The sequence below is a fragment of the Phyllobacterium sp. A18/5-2 genome, from assembly GCF_025452215.1.
Classification (GTDB): Bacteria; Pseudomonadota; Alphaproteobacteria; order Rhizobiales; family Rhizobiaceae; genus Phyllobacterium; species Phyllobacterium sophorae.
In genome coordinates, this window is the sequence record NZ_CP104966.1 from 3,365,303 (window position 1) to 3,381,415 (window position 16,113).

At 56.8% G+C, this 16,113-nt stretch carries 25 protein-coding genes and 4 pseudogenes; 2 read left to right on the forward strand and 27 right to left on the reverse strand.

Annotation, left to right across the window (positions count from 1 at the left end):
* Positions 1-268 precede the first annotated feature (268 nt).
* Positions 269-1,081, forward strand: a complete 813-nt coding sequence (locus N8E89_RS16725; RefSeq protein WP_162707138.1) for an AraC family transcriptional regulator — start codon at positions 269-271, stop codon at positions 1,079-1,081.
* An 86-nt stretch (positions 1,082-1,167) separates the two neighbouring features.
* A pseudogene (locus N8E89_RS16730) lies at positions 1,168-1,780 on the forward strand (LysE family translocator).
* 2 nt (positions 1,781-1,782) lie between these two features.
* On the opposite strand, the gene N8E89_RS16735 reads toward N8E89_RS16730, so the two are convergent.
* From N8E89_RS16735 to rpsS, 27 genes and pseudogenes are all read right to left on the reverse strand, one after another.
* Positions 1,783-2,190 (reverse strand): DUF1801 domain-containing protein, encoded by a 408-nt coding sequence (locus N8E89_RS16735; protein ID WP_262261939.1) that lies wholly within the window; start codon positions 2,188-2,190, stop codon positions 1,783-1,785.
* 84 nt (positions 2,191-2,274) lie between these two features.
* Complete coding sequence (locus N8E89_RS16740) at positions 2,275-2,685, reverse strand: SRPBCC family protein (RefSeq protein WP_106663226.1); 411 nt, start codon at positions 2,683-2,685, stop codon at positions 2,275-2,277.
* A gap of 49 nt (positions 2,686-2,734) precedes the next feature.
* On the reverse strand, positions 2,735-3,172 hold the full coding sequence (locus N8E89_RS16745) for a DUF1801 domain-containing protein (RefSeq protein ID WP_245448662.1): 438 nt from the start codon (positions 3,170-3,172) through the stop codon (positions 2,735-2,737).
* A gap of 110 nt (positions 3,173-3,282) precedes the next feature.
* Positions 3,283-3,606, reverse strand: coding sequence for an ArsR/SmtB family transcription factor (locus N8E89_RS16750; RefSeq protein ID WP_106663224.1), 324 nt, complete (start codon positions 3,604-3,606; stop codon positions 3,283-3,285).
* Positions 3,607-3,799: 193 nt separating this feature from the next.
* Positions 3,800-4,258 (reverse strand): annotated as a pseudogene (locus tag N8E89_RS16755) (hypothetical protein); the annotation flags it as partial.
* Between the two features lie 279 nt (positions 4,259-4,537).
* Complete coding sequence (gene rplQ, locus N8E89_RS16760) at positions 4,538-4,966, reverse strand: 50S ribosomal protein L17 (protein ID WP_106663222.1); 429 nt, start codon at positions 4,964-4,966, stop codon at positions 4,538-4,540.
* 72 nt (positions 4,967-5,038) lie between these two features.
* Positions 5,039-6,052, reverse strand: a complete 1,014-nt coding sequence (locus N8E89_RS16765; protein WP_099999147.1) for a DNA-directed RNA polymerase subunit alpha — start codon at positions 6,050-6,052, stop codon at positions 5,039-5,041.
* Positions 6,053-6,175: 123 nt separating this feature from the next.
* Positions 6,176-6,553 (reverse strand): annotated as a pseudogene (gene rpsK / locus N8E89_RS16770) (30S ribosomal protein S11); the annotation flags it as partial.
* A gap of 130 nt (positions 6,554-6,683) precedes the next feature.
* A complete protein-coding gene (rpsM, locus tag N8E89_RS16775) occupies positions 6,684-7,052 on the reverse strand; it encodes a 30S ribosomal protein S13 (protein WP_106663221.1) in 369 nt (122 codons plus the stop codon).
* Between the two features lie 210 nt (positions 7,053-7,262).
* Positions 7,263-7,913 (reverse strand): adenylate kinase, encoded by a 651-nt coding sequence (locus N8E89_RS16780; RefSeq protein ID WP_106663220.1) that lies wholly within the window; start codon positions 7,911-7,913, stop codon positions 7,263-7,265.
* Positions 7,910-9,250 (reverse strand): preprotein translocase subunit SecY, encoded by a 1,341-nt coding sequence (secY, locus tag N8E89_RS16785; RefSeq protein ID WP_106663219.1) that lies wholly within the window; start codon positions 9,248-9,250, stop codon positions 7,910-7,912. The genes N8E89_RS16780 and secY overlap by 4 nt, the downstream gene beginning before the upstream one ends.
* 129 nt (positions 9,251-9,379) lie before the next feature.
* Positions 9,380-9,856, reverse strand: a complete 477-nt coding sequence (rplO, locus tag N8E89_RS16790; RefSeq protein WP_106663218.1) for a 50S ribosomal protein L15 — start codon at positions 9,854-9,856, stop codon at positions 9,380-9,382.
* Positions 9,857-9,873: 17 nt separating this feature from the next.
* Positions 9,874-10,074, reverse strand: coding sequence for a 50S ribosomal protein L30 (gene rpmD / locus N8E89_RS16795; protein ID WP_106663217.1), 201 nt, complete (start codon positions 10,072-10,074; stop codon positions 9,874-9,876).
* A 68-nt stretch (positions 10,075-10,142) separates the two neighbouring features.
* Entirely contained in the window at positions 10,143-10,706 is a 564-nt protein-coding gene (rpsE, locus tag N8E89_RS16800; protein ID WP_091922984.1) for a 30S ribosomal protein S5, read from the reverse strand.
* Positions 10,707-10,807: 101 nt separating this feature from the next.
* Positions 10,808-11,170, reverse strand: coding sequence for a 50S ribosomal protein L18 (rplR, locus tag N8E89_RS16805; RefSeq protein WP_091876984.1), 363 nt, complete (start codon positions 11,168-11,170; stop codon positions 10,808-10,810).
* Positions 11,171-11,182: 12 nt separating this feature from the next.
* On the reverse strand, positions 11,183-11,716 hold the full coding sequence (rplF, locus tag N8E89_RS16810; RefSeq protein WP_106663216.1) for a 50S ribosomal protein L6: 534 nt from the start codon (positions 11,714-11,716) through the stop codon (positions 11,183-11,185).
* Between the two features lie 25 nt (positions 11,717-11,741).
* Positions 11,742-12,140, reverse strand: coding sequence for a 30S ribosomal protein S8 (gene rpsH, locus N8E89_RS16815; protein ID WP_099999154.1), 399 nt, complete (start codon positions 12,138-12,140; stop codon positions 11,742-11,744).
* A 12-nt stretch (positions 12,141-12,152) separates the two neighbouring features.
* Positions 12,153-12,458 carry a 30S ribosomal protein S14 gene (rpsN, locus tag N8E89_RS16820; protein WP_099999155.1) on the reverse strand — a complete coding sequence of 102 codons (306 nt, stop codon included), beginning with the start codon at positions 12,456-12,458 and terminating at the stop codon, positions 12,153-12,155.
* A 25-nt stretch (positions 12,459-12,483) separates the two neighbouring features.
* Entirely contained in the window at positions 12,484-13,041 is a 558-nt protein-coding gene (gene rplE / locus N8E89_RS16825; RefSeq protein ID WP_099999156.1) for a 50S ribosomal protein L5, read from the reverse strand.
* Complete coding sequence (gene rplX / locus N8E89_RS16830; protein ID WP_106663215.1) at positions 13,034-13,345, reverse strand: 50S ribosomal protein L24; 312 nt, start codon at positions 13,343-13,345, stop codon at positions 13,034-13,036. Before rplX ends, rplE begins: the two co-directional genes overlap by 8 nt.
* 10 nt (positions 13,346-13,355) lie before the next feature.
* On the reverse strand, positions 13,356-13,724 hold the full coding sequence (rplN, locus tag N8E89_RS16835; protein ID WP_008124924.1) for a 50S ribosomal protein L14: 369 nt from the start codon (positions 13,722-13,724) through the stop codon (positions 13,356-13,358).
* A gap of 79 nt (positions 13,725-13,803) precedes the next feature.
* A complete protein-coding gene (gene rpsQ / locus N8E89_RS16840; RefSeq protein WP_091876997.1) occupies positions 13,804-14,046 on the reverse strand; it encodes a 30S ribosomal protein S17 in 243 nt (80 codons plus the stop codon).
* An 11-nt stretch (positions 14,047-14,057) separates the two neighbouring features.
* Positions 14,058-14,258, reverse strand: a complete 201-nt coding sequence (gene rpmC / locus N8E89_RS16845) for a 50S ribosomal protein L29 (RefSeq protein ID WP_027233168.1) — start codon at positions 14,256-14,258, stop codon at positions 14,058-14,060.
* A 12-nt stretch (positions 14,259-14,270) separates the two neighbouring features.
* Complete coding sequence (rplP, locus tag N8E89_RS16850) at positions 14,271-14,684, reverse strand: 50S ribosomal protein L16 (RefSeq protein ID WP_106663214.1); 414 nt, start codon at positions 14,682-14,684, stop codon at positions 14,271-14,273.
* Positions 14,685-14,725: 41 nt separating this feature from the next.
* Entirely contained in the window at positions 14,726-15,436 is a 711-nt protein-coding gene (gene rpsC / locus N8E89_RS16855; RefSeq protein ID WP_099999161.1) for a 30S ribosomal protein S3, read from the reverse strand.
* Positions 15,436-15,826: pseudogene (rplV, locus tag N8E89_RS16860) on the reverse strand (50S ribosomal protein L22). The gene rpsC and the pseudogene rplV overlap by 1 nt, the downstream one beginning before the upstream one ends.
* A gap of 2 nt (positions 15,827-15,828) precedes the next feature.
* Positions 15,829-16,107 carry a 30S ribosomal protein S19 gene (gene rpsS, locus N8E89_RS16865; RefSeq protein ID WP_008124912.1) on the reverse strand — a complete coding sequence of 93 codons (279 nt, stop codon included), beginning with the start codon at positions 16,105-16,107 and terminating at the stop codon, positions 15,829-15,831.
* Between the last annotated feature and the right edge of the window lie 6 nt (positions 16,108-16,113).

Here is a 16,113-nt window from a genome sequence, read left to right on the forward strand (position 1 = left end):
TGCACAGGAAAAATGCCCGGGTCGATGGTGGGACTTTGAAACTCATATCAATCTCCGGATACGTAATGAATCAGTCAAACTGTCTCGACCAATGTGGTGATTTTGAACGGAGATACCAGCCAAGAAACAAAGCAAATTTGAGACATATGATTACACCTCTTATCCCGCCCCAGGTTGCACCTTCTTGAGACCGGGGATTTGGGATAACTTAGAGCAAGTTTTGTCTGTTTGGGACCCGGTACGCATGCAGAAGCGGAATGGAAATGGGGTGTTGAAGGGTCAATTCAGGATTTATCCCTGCGAAGTGGCCGGTATTGAGGTCATCGAGGCTGCAACGCGCCATTCCTTTCCACGGCATACGCATGAGCAGTATGGCATTGGCGTCATTCATCAAGGCGCGCAGAAATCCCATAGCGGTCGCGGCACGGTGGAAGCGGGGCCAGGCAATGTCATCACCGTCAATCCCGGCGAGGTGCATGACGGCATGCCCATAGGCGATGCCGGCCGCTCGTGGCGAATGCTCTATTTCGACCCGGAGATTGTCAGTCAGGCCGTTTGCGACATGAATGAAGGCGGTCGGCCGGGTTGCGAGTTTGCACAGCCGGTGATGGACAATGCCAGCGTGGCGGCGCTGTTCCAGCAGCTGTTTTCAACCATGATAACGCCCTGCAACACGTCATCCCAACTCCATCGCGAAGAGCTCTTGTTGGCATTGCTTGACGGCATCATCGACAAACGGCAAGAAAATAAGGTATCCCGCCCGGCACCTTTCGCCGTGCGCAAGGCACAGGTTCTGATCGACGATCAGCCGGCCGCCCCGATCACACTGGCGGATCTCGCCCGGGAATCCGGCCTGAGCCGGTTTCAGCTCCTGCGCGGCTTTGCCAAGGCAACTGGTCTCACGCCACACGCCTATCTCATGCAGCGGCGGATTGATGCCGCCCGCCGCCTGATCGCGCGAGGATCTGGTCTGGCAGATGCCGCCGCAGCAAGCGGCTTCGCCGACCAAAGCCATATGACACGCCTGTTCGTTCGCATATACGGTGTCTCTCCGGGTGCTTATGCTGCCGCTGTCGCCTGATTTTTTGCTCCTCTTGCAATCCTGTTCAAGACGAACGGCTCCCGTTCGGTTTCAGTGCGTTAACTGAACCCTTAAGGAGCATTATCGTGGGCATCGAGTTCCTCATTACATCATTCATCATCGTGATCTCGCCCGGGACAGGGGTGGTCTATACTCTGGCGACCGGCCTCGCGCGGGGAGCCAAGGCGAGCGCTCGCGGCAGCAACCGGCTGCACAATCGGCATCATTCCACATATGGCAGCGGCTATCGGAGGTTTGGCGGCGATCCTGCACACAAGCGCCCTCGCCTTCCACACCTTCAAATATGTGGGTGTCGCCTATCTTCTCTATATGGCCTGGAACGCGTTGCGCGAAAAGGGATCGCTGAATGTCGAGGATGACGGCGGTGAAAGGTCATTGATGCAAGTGACCATCACCGCAATCCTGATCAACATACTCAATCCAAAACTGTCGATTTTCTTTCTGGCGTTCCTGCCGCAATTCGTCAGTGGCGCCGAGCCCCAGCCGCTCATGCGCATGCTCAGCTTGAGCGGTGTCTTCATGGCGATGACCTTCGTCGTGTTCGTCGCCTACGGTCTATTCGCCGCGTCCGTGCGCAACCATGTCATCTCGCGTCCGCGGATATTGACGTGGATGCGCCGGACATTTGCCGGAGCGTTCGTTGCGCTGGGGGTCAAGCTGGCTCTGGCGGACCGGTGAAGTCAGGTGGAAGTGGTTGACTTTCGCGCCGGTGACCTGTTCAGGGCAGCAGCGGCGCGTATGAGCGTCTTGAAGGCATCCTCATCTATTTCATCCCCCTCATGGAAATCGATAGCGCGCCTGGTGTTGCCTTCCAGGCTGGAATTAAACAGTCCTGAAGGGTCATCAACCGAGGCGCCCTTGGCGAAGGTCACCTTCACGGCGCTCTTGTACGTCTCGCCGGTGCAGATCATTCCATCTTTATACCAAACCGGGACACCTCTCCACTTCCACTCCTCGACAACCTCGGGGACAGCCTGTTTGATGAGTGCGCGGACATGGGAGAGCGTCTTGCCCCGCCAATCATCCAGTTCCTTGATCCTCGCGTCGATCAGCCGGGAAGGCGATCTCGCCCGTGGTCGTTGCGCTATTTTTCATGTTGTTTGCACCTCATTCCGCTGTTTTTCTATCTTGCGACCAAACAGGACCTGACTTTGAACTGTGCCGGCAGAATTTCAGTCTATCCGTGCCAGGACTTGCTCCAGATTTCCGAAGAACTGCTGCCAGCCGCTCTTGGCGCCCCCGTAGGCCTGCTGCTGATCCGCACGGAAACCCGCCTGCTCCATGCGCAGATGGGTCCCCGTTCCCATCGGGGTCAGGGTCCAGGTGACGACGCTCTCAAGCCCGTAGGCCGCCCACGTGTACGACAGCGTCTTGTTCGGCTCGATCGCAAGCACCTGACAGTCTACAGCGCCCCAGTCGGCGCGAAGATTGAAACGGTGGCCCATGTCCGGTTTGAAGTCGTTGTTCATCAGCCACTCCGCGATCAGGTGTGGTTGCGTGAGCGCGCGCCAGATCTTTTCCGGCGGATGCGGCATCTCCCGTTCGATAACGACTGAGCGTGTTTCGGTCGCGCTTTGGCTCATTGGATTCGTCCTCTTGGTGTTTTCCAGGCTGCTTTCTTCATCTGACCATTCACATGCGCTCGCCGGGCAATTCGCTCGCCTGTTTTACCCAAGCGGCAAGCTGCGCTTCGTCAAGCTGGTCGTTCTCGTGGATGTGGTAATAGCGTACGTCGTGCATCTTGGACGCGACGGGAGGAACGGGACGCAGCGAGGTGCCACGAAAGAAGGTAATTTTGACGTACTTCTCAAAGCAATGGACGCCGAGGAACCAGCCTTCGCCCTCAAAACCGTAGAGCGGCGTGTTCCATTTGACCGCCTTGTACACGCCCGGTACGGTGCGCACAATGAGTGCATCGAGCCGGCGCCCGACATCGCTCTTCCAACCGGGCATCGCCGCAATGTAAGCCTGCACGGGGGCGTCGCCATAGGCTTTCGCGATCTGCGGGTTACCGCCCGCGAGGAGGACCGGCTTCCCGGGCTCGCTCGGCTGCACCTTCGGTTTCGCCATACGCGGCTTGGCCGCCTTTGCCCCCTTGGCGGCGGCGTCATTTGCGACCTTCGCCGGCCCCCTGGATGTCTTTTTGGCATTGACGGAGAGCGCTTCGGTAGCAGGTTTGCTCATTGGTCCATCCTTTTCAGCAAGTCTTCGAGGTGGTCGAACCGGTTCTGCCAGAACCCAGCCATTTCCTTTGTCCAGTCGAGCAGCGGGGCCAAGGCACCGAGCTGCGCGCTATAATGGGTCTGTCGTCCTTCATGGCGGTCACGTACCAGCCCGGCTCGCCTCAGGACCCCGAGGTGCTTCGACACAGCCGGTTGCGAGACCCCGGACTGAGCTGTCAGTGCCCCTACCGTCTGCTCTCCTTCATGGCACAACCGTTCGAAGAGGGCCCGCCGGGTCGGATCCGCGAGCGTTCTGAAGAGCACATCGTGAGCATTTGTCATTTAGATCGATAACCCGCTGGCTATTGATTGACTTATAACCACGGAGATATGTGTTAGTCAAGCGTGACCGTCGGACGATCGTGGCCATGTCTTGGGCGGCACCCCCGAACACGAAATGCGGGCCGGCGACGCCCGACACCAGCTGCGTTGGACTTGAGTTGGGATATTAGCCGGCAGTGTCTGCAAGAAGCTGCTACCTGCCCGCCGTCAGCACCTTCTGACAGCCTGGCGACAGTCGTGCCATGTTCTTCCTCAGGCAGGCAATTCCGCGACCCCCGCCAAGTGCTACCGAACTGCAAAGTGACCTGAAGTCCGGACCGCACTCCTGACGCGCGATGGCCATTTCTTCGCGGGGCGTAAACGTCGGTGCGGGTGTGGCAGGCGCAGCCGCAGCTGGCGCAGTTGCAGAAGAAGCTTTCCCCGTAGTCGCTGCCGGTGCGGTTTTCCCGCCTCCAAGGGCACCAATCGCCTGTTGGCAACCGGCTGACAGTGACGAGCTATGCTGTTGCAAGCACGAAAGGGCGGCCTGACCGCCTGGCTGGACACCCGAGCACTGTGCCATGAAATCAGAGCGGCAGGCTGATTTGATCGCATTTTGCTGCGCTTGTGTCGGCTGCTGGGCCGCTGCAGCACCGGCAAAGACGCAAGCCGCCAACCATACTGGCAATGCCATTCCTGATACCCAACGGCGATTGCGATTTGCGATTGCTGTATTGAGTTGCGTGTTTTCTCGCTGACTCCTGTTCATCGAACCCTCCCTGGAGCTTTTCATACGGAAAGGTTGGAGAAGCGATCTGAACGATTCAAGTACGTAACGGTTACACCGGAAAAATTGGAGGCTGAATTCTCCCGGGCCGTCGCCGGCAAATCAACAAACACAAAAAAGGGGGCGCGGGCCCCCTTTTCAATTCCTATAGCGTCGAAGCGTCGATTACGCTGCTTCGGCTTCGCTAGCCTGTTCGGCGGCAACGCGGGCCAGGTCCTTGGAACCCTTGGCACTGGTATCGCGATCGACGAATTCGACGACTGCGAGCGGTGCATTGTCACCGGTGCGGAAACCCGCCTTCATGATGCGGATGTAGCCGCCGTTGCGCTGGCCGTAGCGCGGAGCAAGTGTATCGAACAACTTGGCGACGAGCTTCGCATCGCGGATTGCCGAAATGGCCTGACGACGTGCGTGCAGGTCACCGCGCTTGCCGAGCGTGACAAGCTTTTCAACGATGGGGCGAATTTCCTTGGCCTTGGGCAGCGTTGTCACGATCTGCTCATGCTCAATCAATGATGCAGCCATATTGGCAAACATCGCCTTACGATGGCTGGCAGTCCGGTTAAGCTTGCGGCCTGAATTACCGTGGCGCATGAGCCTTCTCCTTCAGTTTCTCTTTTTCGGGCTCACGGCCCGGGCTTTGTTGTCGGGCAAGAGCCCGGGTTCTTAATATTGGTCTTCGTAACGCTTCGCGAGATCTTCGATGTTCTCCGGCGGCCATGAAGGAACTTCCATACCGAGATGGAGACCCATGGAAGCCAGAACTTCCTTGATTTCGTTCAGTGACTTGCGGCCGAAGTTCGGTGTGCGCAGCATTTCTGCTTCTGTCTTCTGGATAAGATCGCCAATGTAGACGATGTTATCATTCTTCAGGCAGTTTGCCGAACGAACCGAGAGTTCGAGTTCATCGACCTTCTTGAGCAGAGCCGGGTTGAACGCAAGTTCGGTAACCTGTTCCTGCTGAACTTCCTTCTGCGGCTCGTCGAAGTTGACGAAGATTGCCAGCTGGTCCTGAAGAATGCGCGCTGCATAGGCAACGGCATCTTCGCCGGAGATCGAACCATCGGTCTCGATCTGCAGGATCAGCTTGTCGTAATCGAGAACCTGACCTTCGCGGGTGTTCTCGATCTTGTAAGACACCTTGCGAACCGGAGAATAAAGGCTGTCGACCGGAATCAAGCCGATCGGAGCATCTTCTGCGCGGTTGCGGTCAGCCGGAACGTAGCCCTTGCCAGTGTTGACAGTGAATTCCATGCGGATTTCAGCGCCTTCATCCAGCGTGCAGATCACGTGTTCCGGATTGAGGATTTCGATATCGCCAACGGTCTGGATATCGCCAGCCGTTACGACGCCCGGACCTTCCTTGCGGACGACCATGCGCTTTGGACCGTCGCTCTCCATATGGATCGCGATTTCCTTGATGTTGAGGACGATGTCCGTCACATCTTCACGCACGCCGGGGATCGACGAGAATTCATGCAGAACGCCGTCGATCTGCACAGCTGTTACGGCAGCGCCGCGCAGCGAGGACAGGAGCACACGGCGCAAGGCATTGCCGAGCGTCAAGCCATAGCCGCGTTCAAGCGGCTCAGCGACGACCGTTGCCTTGGTCTTCGAGCCGGAGGTCTGAAACTCGACCTTGTTCGGCTTGATCAATTCTTGCCAGTTCTTCTGGATCATTTAATTTTCCTTCATCCTTGCCTTTACCACCATCCAATCGTGGCATTGAGGCGTGGAAACCGCAGAGGAGCTGAAAATCAGCTCATGCGGCCAAATCCTGTCGCAAAAGATTAGACGCGGCGAGCGCTTGCGCGGGCGGCAGCCATTGTGCGGGATCGGCGTTACGTCGCGAATGGACGTAATCGTGAAACCGGCAGCCTGGAGTGCGCGCAGAGCCGATTCACGGCCGGAGCCAGGTCCGCAAACTTCAACCTCGAGCGAACGCATGCCATGTTCCTGTGCCTTCTTGGCGCAGTCTTCGGCAGCCATCTGTGCAGCGAAAGGCGTGGATTTACGCGAACCCTTGAAGCCCTGCGCACCGGCGGAGGACCAGGCAATCGCGTTGCCCTGTGCATCCGTAATGGTGATCATCGTGTTGTTGAATGTCGAATTGACGTGGGCAACGCCCGACGAAATATTCTTGCGCTCGCGACGGCGAACGCGCGTGGCTTCTTTGGCCATGGTAGTCCTTTCAGTTGATCTCGACGCCTCCGTATTTCCAGAGGCTCCACCGTGGTTTCAGTTAGAGTGCGAAACCAGCACTGATCTCTGCAAAAGCAGAACCGGCGCAGCGGACCGCGCCGGAATAAACTTACTTCTTCTTGCCGGCGATTGCCTTGGCAGGACCCTTGCGGGTACGCGCATTGGTATGCGTGCGCTGACCGCGAACCGGCAGCGAGCGGCGATGACGCAGACCGCGGTAGCAGCCCAGATCCATCAGACGCTTGATATTCATCGAAACTTCCCGACGCAGATCACCCTCAACCTGGTAATCACGATCGATGGTCTCGCGAATCTGCAAGACTTCCGCATCGGTCAACTGGTTGACGCGACGCTCTGCAGGAATGCCGACTTTCGCGACGATTTCCTGAGCAAACTTTTGACCAATCCCGTGAATGTACTGAAGCGCGATAACAACGCGCTTGTTCGTCGGGATGTTGACGCCAGCGATACGAGCCACGTCTGTTCTCCTTGTTAACCGGCAGAGCTGGAGTGCCAACGCGGCAGCCAGATGACGGGATGAAAAATGATATCCGGGACAAACACAAACGATCAGCCCCGAACCTGCTTTACCGGATCGGCGCCGACCGCTTTATATCCAAGCGAATTTGCGCCGTACTTGAAGGAATCGCTGTGAAAAGTCAACTCCCCCGATAGTTTTTTGTCAGAGTTACAATTCCGACAGAATTTTTTCGATCGACGCGGTGACATCTTCCATGTCCGCCATGCCATCGACCTTCTTCAGCTTCCCCTTGGCATAGTAGTAGCCAATCAATGGCGAAGTCTGCTTGTAGTATGCCTCCAGGCGCGTGCGCACCGTTTCGGCATTGTCGTCCGGACGGCGCTTGAATTCCGTCGAACCGCATTTGTCGCAGACACCCGCGACATGCGGCTTCTTGTTCGTATCGTGATAACCGGTACCGCACTTCGCACAGGAGTAACGACCGGATATACGCTCCACCAGAACATTGTCGTCCACTTCAAGCTCGATGACACCATCGAGTTCGAGGCCCTTGTCGGCCAGCATCTGTTCGACGGCATCGGCCTGAACAAGTGTGCGCGGATAGCCATCGAGGATAAACCCCTTGACCGCATCGGGCTGGTCGATGCGGTCAGAAACGATCGCATTGACGATTTCGTCGGAAACCAGGTTGCCGGCATCCATGACAGCCTTGGCCCGCAGGCCGACATCTGTTCCGGCCTTCACCGCCTCGCGCAACATGTCTCCGGTGGAGAGTTGCGGTACACCAAGTTTTTCTACCAAGCGCTGAGACTGAGTTCCCTTACCTGCCCCCGGTGGTCCGAGAAGTATTAATCTCATCTGTTACGTTTCCCCCCACGGAGCTTCGACTTCTTGATCAGCCCTTCATACTGGTGCGCAATCAGGTGCCCTTGGATCTGCGCAACCGTATCGAGAGTCACGCTCACGACAATCAGCAGCGACGTCCCGCCGAGATAGAAAGGAACACCGGCCCACGAGATCAGGAATTCAGGCAGCATGCAGATGATGACCAGGTAGATGGCGCCAAGAACCGTGACACGTGTCAGAACGTAGTCGATATATTCAGCCGTGCGTTCGCCGGGGCGGATGCCGGGAATGAAGCCAGAATGCTTCTTCAGCTGGTCGGCAGTATCCTTCGGGTTGAAGACGAGCGCCGTATAGAAGAAGGCGAAGAAGACGATCATCGCAGCATAAAGGAACATATAGGCAGGCTGGCCATGACCAAGCGATGACAGGATCGTCGTCGCCCAGGCCGGCATGTTCTGGCTATTGGCAAAGCCGGCAATCGTGGCAGGCAGCAGCAGCAGCGACGAAGCGAAGATCGGCGGAATAACGCCCGCTGTGTTGAGCTTCAGCGGCAGGTGCGACGTGTCGCCCTGGAACATGCGGTTACCGACCTGGCGCTTCGGGTATTGGATCAGCAGGCGGCGCTGTGCGCGCTCTACGAAAACGATGACCCCGATGACCGCCACCGTCAGCACGATGATGGCAAGGATGATGCCGGTCGACAGGGCGCCGGTACGGCCAAGTTCCAGCGTGCCGGATATAGCTTGCGGCAGGTTGGCGACGATGCCGGAGAAGATGATCAGCGAGATGCCGTTACCGATACCGCGCGCAGTGATCTGCTCGCCCAGCCACATGAGGAACATGGTGCCGCCGACAAGCGTGATGACGGTCGAGAACAGGAAGAACGGACCCGGATCGGCGACGATTCCCTGGCTGCCCTGCAGACCAACCGCAATCGCATAGGCTTGAACCGTTGCCAGAAGCACGGTGCCGTAGCGTGTATACTGGTTGATGACCTTGCGGCCCTGCTCGCCATCCTTCTTCAGCTGTTCCAGGGCCGGAACGACGGAAGTCATCAGCTGGACGATAATCGATGCCGAAATATAGGGCATGATGCCGAGCGCAAAAATCGCCATGCGGGCAACGGCGCCGCCGGCGAACATGTTGAACATCCCGAGGATGCCCTGCGCCTGATTGTTGAACGCCTGCGCATAGGCCTCGAGATTGATCCCCGGCAACGGGATATAAGTGCCGAGCCGGTAGACCAGCAATGCGCCGAGCGTAAACCAAATGCGCTTTTTGAGCTCTTCGGCCTTCGAGAAAGCAGAGAAATTGAGATTTGACGCGAGCTGTTCTGCGGCTGAAGCCATTATAGTCTCCGGTCTGTGCCCGTCAGGGCCTCGCCACCCGAAACGGGAATCGGCGGCTTTACCCAGATATGTGCCCTTGATAAAAGGTACAAGCGGCGATCGTGAAGATCGCCGCCTGAATAGTCCGATTTATTCTGCGGCTGCAGGAGCAGCTGGAAGCTTGACGGTACCGCCGGCCTTTTCGATCTTCTCGATCGCAGCCTTGGATGCACCGGAAACCTCGAACGTTACCGCAGTCGTGATCTCGCCGTCCGACAAGAGACGAACGCCGTCCTTGGGGCGGCGGATAACGCCGGCAGCCTTGAGAGCTTCGATCGTGACTGGTGCCTTGGCGTCGAGCTTCTTGGCGTCGATCGCAGTCTGGATGCGGCCAACCGATACGGTGTTGAAGTTCTTCGAGAAGATGTTGGTAAAACCGCGCTTTGGCAAGCGACGGTAAACCGGCATCTGACCGCCCTCGAAACCGTTGATGGCAACGCCCGAACGCGACTTCTGACCCTTGACACCACGACCGGCAGTCTTGCCGGAACCAGAACCGATACCACGGCCGACGCGCTTGCGGGCCTTGGTGGCGCCTGGATTTTCACTCAGATCATTGAGTTTCATTTGTCTAATCTCCGGTATCAAGCCTCGTCCACAACGCGGACGAGATGTTGAACCTTGGCAATCATGCCGCGTATTGAAGGCGTATCTTCAAGTGTACGGCGGCGATGCATCTTATTGAGGCCCAGGCCGATCAGCGTTGCGCGCTGTTCTGCTGGACGGCGGATAGGGCTGCCGATCTGTTCGACCGTAACCGTCTTACCCTTCTTCTTCTCAACCATGACTTTGTCCTTTAGTCTCTACAGTGAGCAGGGACCAAAGGCCCTGCCCTGCTGCGCCAGCTTCTGGCCTATTCTTCCGAACCGACCACGTCGCGGCGGCGAGCCTGCAGTGTCGAATACTTGATACCGCGCTGGGCAGCAATGTCCTTCGGATGCATCTGATGCTTCAGGGCATCAAATGTCGCGCGAACCATGTTGTACGGGTTCGACGAACCGAGCGACTTTGCGACAACGTCCTGCACGCCAAGCGTCTCGAAGACAGCGCGCATTGGTCCGCCGGCGATGATGCCTGTACCAGCTGTGGCTGCGCGAAGCAGAACCTTGCCGGCGCCATGACGGCCTTCAACGTCGTGATGAAGGGTGCGGCCCGAGCGCAGCGGCACGAAAATCATTTCGCGCTTGGCGGACTCAGTCGCCTTGCGGATAGCTTCCGGCACTTCACGTGCCTTGCCATGACCAAAACCTACGCGGCCCTTCTGATCGCCGACAACGACGAGAGCAGCAAAGCCAAAACGCCGGCCGCCCTTGACGACCTTGGCGACGCGGTTGATATGCACGAGCTTGTCAACGAATTCGCTATCGCGCTCTTCGTTGCGGCCGCGATCCTCGCGGCTTCTCTTTTCCTGCGCCATGCTCCTAATTCCTTTTTCTTTTCCGGTAGCACGAATGATATTTGCGAAATCCGGCTTGCAAGAGACAAGCCCTTGCAGTTCCGGATTTCGAAAGTTTTACCTTAGAAGCTGAGACCAGCTTCGCGGGCAGCTTCAGCAAGCGCCTTTACACGGCCGTGGTAAATATAAGCACCACGATCGAAGACGACTTCCTTGATGCCGGCCTTGACAGCGCGCTCTGCAACGAGCTTGCCGATCAGTGCCGCTGCGTCCGAATCTGCACCAGTCTTCAGCTTGCCCTTGAGGTCAGCTTCGAGAGTGGATGCGGATGCAATAGTGTGACCACGCGCATCATCGATGATTTGCGCATAGATATTCTTTGAAGAACGGTGGACGCTGAGCCGCGGACGGTCACCGGCAACCGCCTTGAGCTGGCGGCGAACACGCGAAGCGCGACGCTGAATGATTTCTTTCGGCGATGCCATGACACGAATTCCTTACTTCTTCTTGCCTTCTTTACGAACGATCTTCTCGCCCGCATATTTCACGCCCTTGCCCTTGTAAGGCTCTGGGCTACGATATTCGCGAATTTCAGCTGCGACCTGGCCAACCTGCTGCTTGTCGATGCCGGTGACGACGATTTCCGTCGGCTTCGGGACAGCAACTGTGATGCCTTCCGGCACCTGGTAGACTACTTCGTGGCTGAAGCCGAGCGACAGCTGCAGGTTCTTGCCCTGCATGGCCGCACGATAACCGACGCCGCTGATTTCAAGGCGCTTTTCGAAGCCGTCTTTAACACCGGTGAAGATGTTGACGACCATCGTGCGGCTCATGCCCCACTTCGAACGAGCGACCTTGGAATCGTCACGCGGGTTAACGCTGACGGCGCCGTCTTCAAACTTGACCACAACATCGTCATTGGCGACGAAGGAGAGTTCCCCCTTCGGACCTTTGGCCTTGATGGTCTGGCCGTCTACGCTGGCTGTTACGCCCTGCGGGACTGCCACGGGTTTTTTACCGATACGAGACATTTTTCAAACCTTTCCAAGCCGCTGCTTAGAATATACGGCAGAGCAATTCGCCGCCGACATTCTGTTCACGTGCCTCGTGGTCTGCCATCACGCCCTTCGGCGTCGACAGGATGGAAATACCAAGACCATTCGCAACCTGCGGAATCGACTTGACCGAAACGTAAACACGACGGCCGGGCTTCGAAATACGGGTGATCTCGCGAATTACCGGTACATTTTCAAAATATTTCAGTTCGATTTCGATCTCGGACTTGCCGTTCTCGAAATCAACCTGGCTATATCCGCGGATATAGCCTTCGGCCTGAAGAACATCCAGAACACGTGCACGCAGTTTGGAGGCAGGCGTGGAAACCTTGCCCTTCTTGCGCATCGTTGCGTTACGGATACGTGTCAGCATATCGCCGAGAGGATCTGTCATAGACATCCGTCTTCTCCCTTACCAGCTCGACTTCACGACGCCGGGCACCTGGCCGAGCGAACCCAGCTGGCGCAATGCGATACGCGACATCTTGATCTTGCGGTAGTAACCGCGCGGACGGCCCGAAACTTCGCAACGGTTGCGAATACGAACCTTGGTGGAATTGCGTGGCAGTTCTGCCAGCTGGATGGTAGCGCGGAAGCGCTCGTCCAACGGCAGCGACTGATTCATCACGATAGCCTTCAGGCGCGCGCGCTTTGCAGCGAAACGCTTTACCAGAAGACCACGGCGCTTGTTCTTTTCGACTGCGCTCGTCTTAGCCATTTCATATACCTCGCTACGCTTGCCGTTACTGGCGGAAGGGGAAGTTGAAGGCGCGCAGAAGAGCGCGTGCTTCATCATCCGTCTTTGCAGTCGTACAAACGATGATGTCCATGCCCCAGATCTGATCAACCTTGTCGTAGTTGATTTCCGGGAACACAATGTGTTCCTTGATGCCCATGGCAAAATTGCCACGACCGTCAAAGCTTTTTGGATTCAAGCCGCGGAAATCTCGAACGCGCGGGAGCGCAATCGTAATCAGACGGTCGATGAATTCATACATGCGCTCTTTACGAAGGGTGACCTTCGTACCGATCGGCATATTCTCACGCACCTTGAAGGTAGCGATCGAATTGCGCGCACGGGTAATAACCGGCTTCTGACCAGCAATCAATGCCAGATCTTCGGCTGCGACAGTTGGCTTCTTGGAGTCAGCCGTAGCTTCACCCACGCCCATGTTGAGGACAACCTTGGTGATGCGGGGGATCTGCATCTCGTTGTCGTATTTGAACTCCTCGAGAAGCGCTTTACGTACTACTTCAAAGTACTGCTTCTTCAGACGGGGTTCGATCTTTGCATCAGCCATCGATCAGATCTCCTGAACGCTTTGCTACACGTACCTTCTTGCCGTCTTCGAGGATCTTGAAGCCAACGCGGGTCGGCTTGCCATCCTTGTCGGCGATCGCAATATTCGACAGATGGAGCGGCGCTTCTTTCGAAATGATGCCGGCTTCCTGATTCTGTGTCTGCTTCTGGTGACGCTTGACAACATTGATACCGCGAACGAGCGCTTGCTCGTCCTTCGGCAAAACTTTGATTACTTCGCCGGTACGGCCCTTGTCCTTACCAGCAAGAACGACAACGCGGTCGCCTTTACGGATCTTCTGCATCGTCTGCTCCTTACAATACTTCTGGAGCCAGCGAGATGATCTTCATGTGGCTCTTTGCGCGGAGTTCGCGCGGAACCGGTCCGAAGATACGCGTGCCGATAGGCTCTTTCTTGTTGTCGATCAGGACGGCGGCGTTCTTGTCGAAACGAATAACGCTCCCGTCCGCGCGACGGATGTCCTTGGCGGTGCGAACAACCACCGCCTTCATCACGTCACCCTTTTTTACACGGCCGCGCGGAATTGCTTCCTTGATCGAAACGACAATAATGTCGCCGACCGAAGCATATTTCCGCTTCGAACCGCCCAGCACCTTGATGCACATGACACGACGTGCGCCGGAATTATCCGCCACGTCGAGGTTTGTTTGCATCTGAATCATGACTAGCCGCCTTCTTCTTGTTCAACCGGACTGGGCTTTCCTTGCCCCTCGCGATTGCTGCGTACTTACCTACAGATTTTTAGCTCGCCGGGGCGTCTGTAACGACAACCCAACGCTTGTCTTTCGAAATCGGCTTCGATTCCTGGATGGAAACGGCATCGCCGACCTTGAACTGATTGCTCTCGTCGTGCGCCTTGTACTTCTTGGACTGGCGCACAGTCTTCTGGAGGAGCGGATGCGAATAGCGCCGCTCGACCTTGACCACAACGGTCTTGTCGTTTTTGTCGCTCACGACAACGCCCTGCAGAATGCGTTTAGGCATGGTTTTCTTCCTTAAGCCTTGCTCTCGACCGCTTTTTGGCGGGCGACAGTCTTGATGCGCGCAATATCACGGCGGATCTGCCGGACGCGAGCGGTTTTTTCCAACTGGCCGGTTGCCTTCTGGAAGCGCAGGTTGAACTGCTCTTTCTTCAGGGAACCCAATTCTTCATTCAACTGATCGAGGCTCATCGCCCGGACTTCTGCGGATTTCATGACATCCACCCCTTATTCTGCGATGCGCTGAATAAAGCGCGTCTTGACCGAAAGCTTGGCCGCTCCGAGACGAAGTGCCTCACGAGCGACTTCTTCCGAAACGCCGTCGAGCTCGAACATGACGCGGCCTGGTGCGACACGGGAAGCCCAATAATCAACTGAACCCTTACCTTTACCCATGCGGACTTCGGTAGGCTTCGAGGTGACCGGTACATCCGGGAAAATCCGGATCCACACACGACCGGCACGTTTCATGTGACGGGTAATTGCACGGCGAGCGGCTTCGATCTCACGCGCCGTAACGCGGTTCGGCTCGAGGGCCTTCAGGCCGAAAGCACCAAAATTCAGATCCGTGCCGCCTTTCGACGCGCCGTGGATACGGCCCTTGAACTGCTTGCGGAACTTTGTGCGCTTAGGCTGCAGCATTGTTCTCTACTCCAAAATTCTCGTTTCCGAAAGACGCTATTTTAAGCGTTTTCGCGGCGACGGCCCGAACCCTGATGGCTGGCATCACCTTCAACAGCACGGCGCTCGGAGGCCATTGGATCGTGTTCAAGGATTTCGCCCTTGAAGACCCAGACCTTGACGCCGCAAATGCCGTAGGCAGTGTGTGCTTCAGCAGTTCCGTAATCGATATCGGCACGAAGTGTATGCAAAGGCACACGGCCCTCGCGGTACCATTCCATACGCGCAATTTCCGCGCCGCCGAGACGGCCCGAGCAATTGATACGAATGCCTTCTGCACCAAGACGCATGGCCGACTGAACGGCGCGCTTCATGGCACGGCGGAATGCAACACGGCGTTCCAGCTGCTGAGCGATAGACTGAGCAACGAGAACCGCGTCTGTTTCCGGCTTGCGGACTTCAACGATATTGAGTGCGGCATCTGCATTGGTCATTTCTGACAGCTTGCGGCGCAGCTTCTCGATATCGGCGCCCTTCTTACCGATGATCAGACCCGGACGTGCAGCATGGATCGTGACGCGGCACTTCTTGTGCGGACGCTCGATCACCACCTTGGAAATGGCGGCCTGCTTCAGTTCGTCCATCAGATACTTGCGGATCTTCAGGTCTTCATGCAGCAGCTTGCCGTATTCACCTGTGTTCGCGTACCAACGCGAGTCCCAGGTCCGATTGATGCCAAGGCGGAAGCCAATCGGATTAATCTTCTGGCCCATTATGCGGCCTCCCCTTTTTCCTCAGCTTCGCGAACGACGATCGTCAGATGCGAGAATGGCTTCTCGATCCGGCTTGCACGACCGCGGCCACGAACATGGAAACGCTTCATCACGACTGACTTGCCTACATAGGCTTCAGCAACAACCAGAGCATCAACATCCAGGTCATGGTTGTTTTCTGCGTTGGCGATAGCTGATTCTGAGAGTCTTTTTCACCGTCCCTGCAATCCGCTTGCGCGAAAATTCAAGGTCGGCAAGAGCGGCATTCACCTTCTTGCCACGGATCAAAGCAGCCACCAGATTAAGCTTCTGAGGGCTGATGCGGAGCGTGCGGGCAACGGCTTTCGCCTCGTTGTCCTTAAGCTGGCGCGGAGCCTTAGCCTTGCCCATCTTTATTTCCTCTTCGCTTTCTTGTCCGCGCCGTGCCCGTAATAGGTACGCGTCGGTGCGAATTCACCAAACTTGTGTCCGATCATCTCTTCGTTGACCGAAACAGGAACGTGCTTGTTACCGTTGTACACGCCGAAGGTCAGTCCAACGAACTGCGGCAGGATCGTGGAGCGGCGGCTCCAGATCTTGATAACTTCACTGCGACCGCCCTCACGTACCTTCTCAGCCTTCTTGAGAAGATAGCCATCGATGAACGGGCCTTTCCAAACTGAACGAGCCATTTCAGA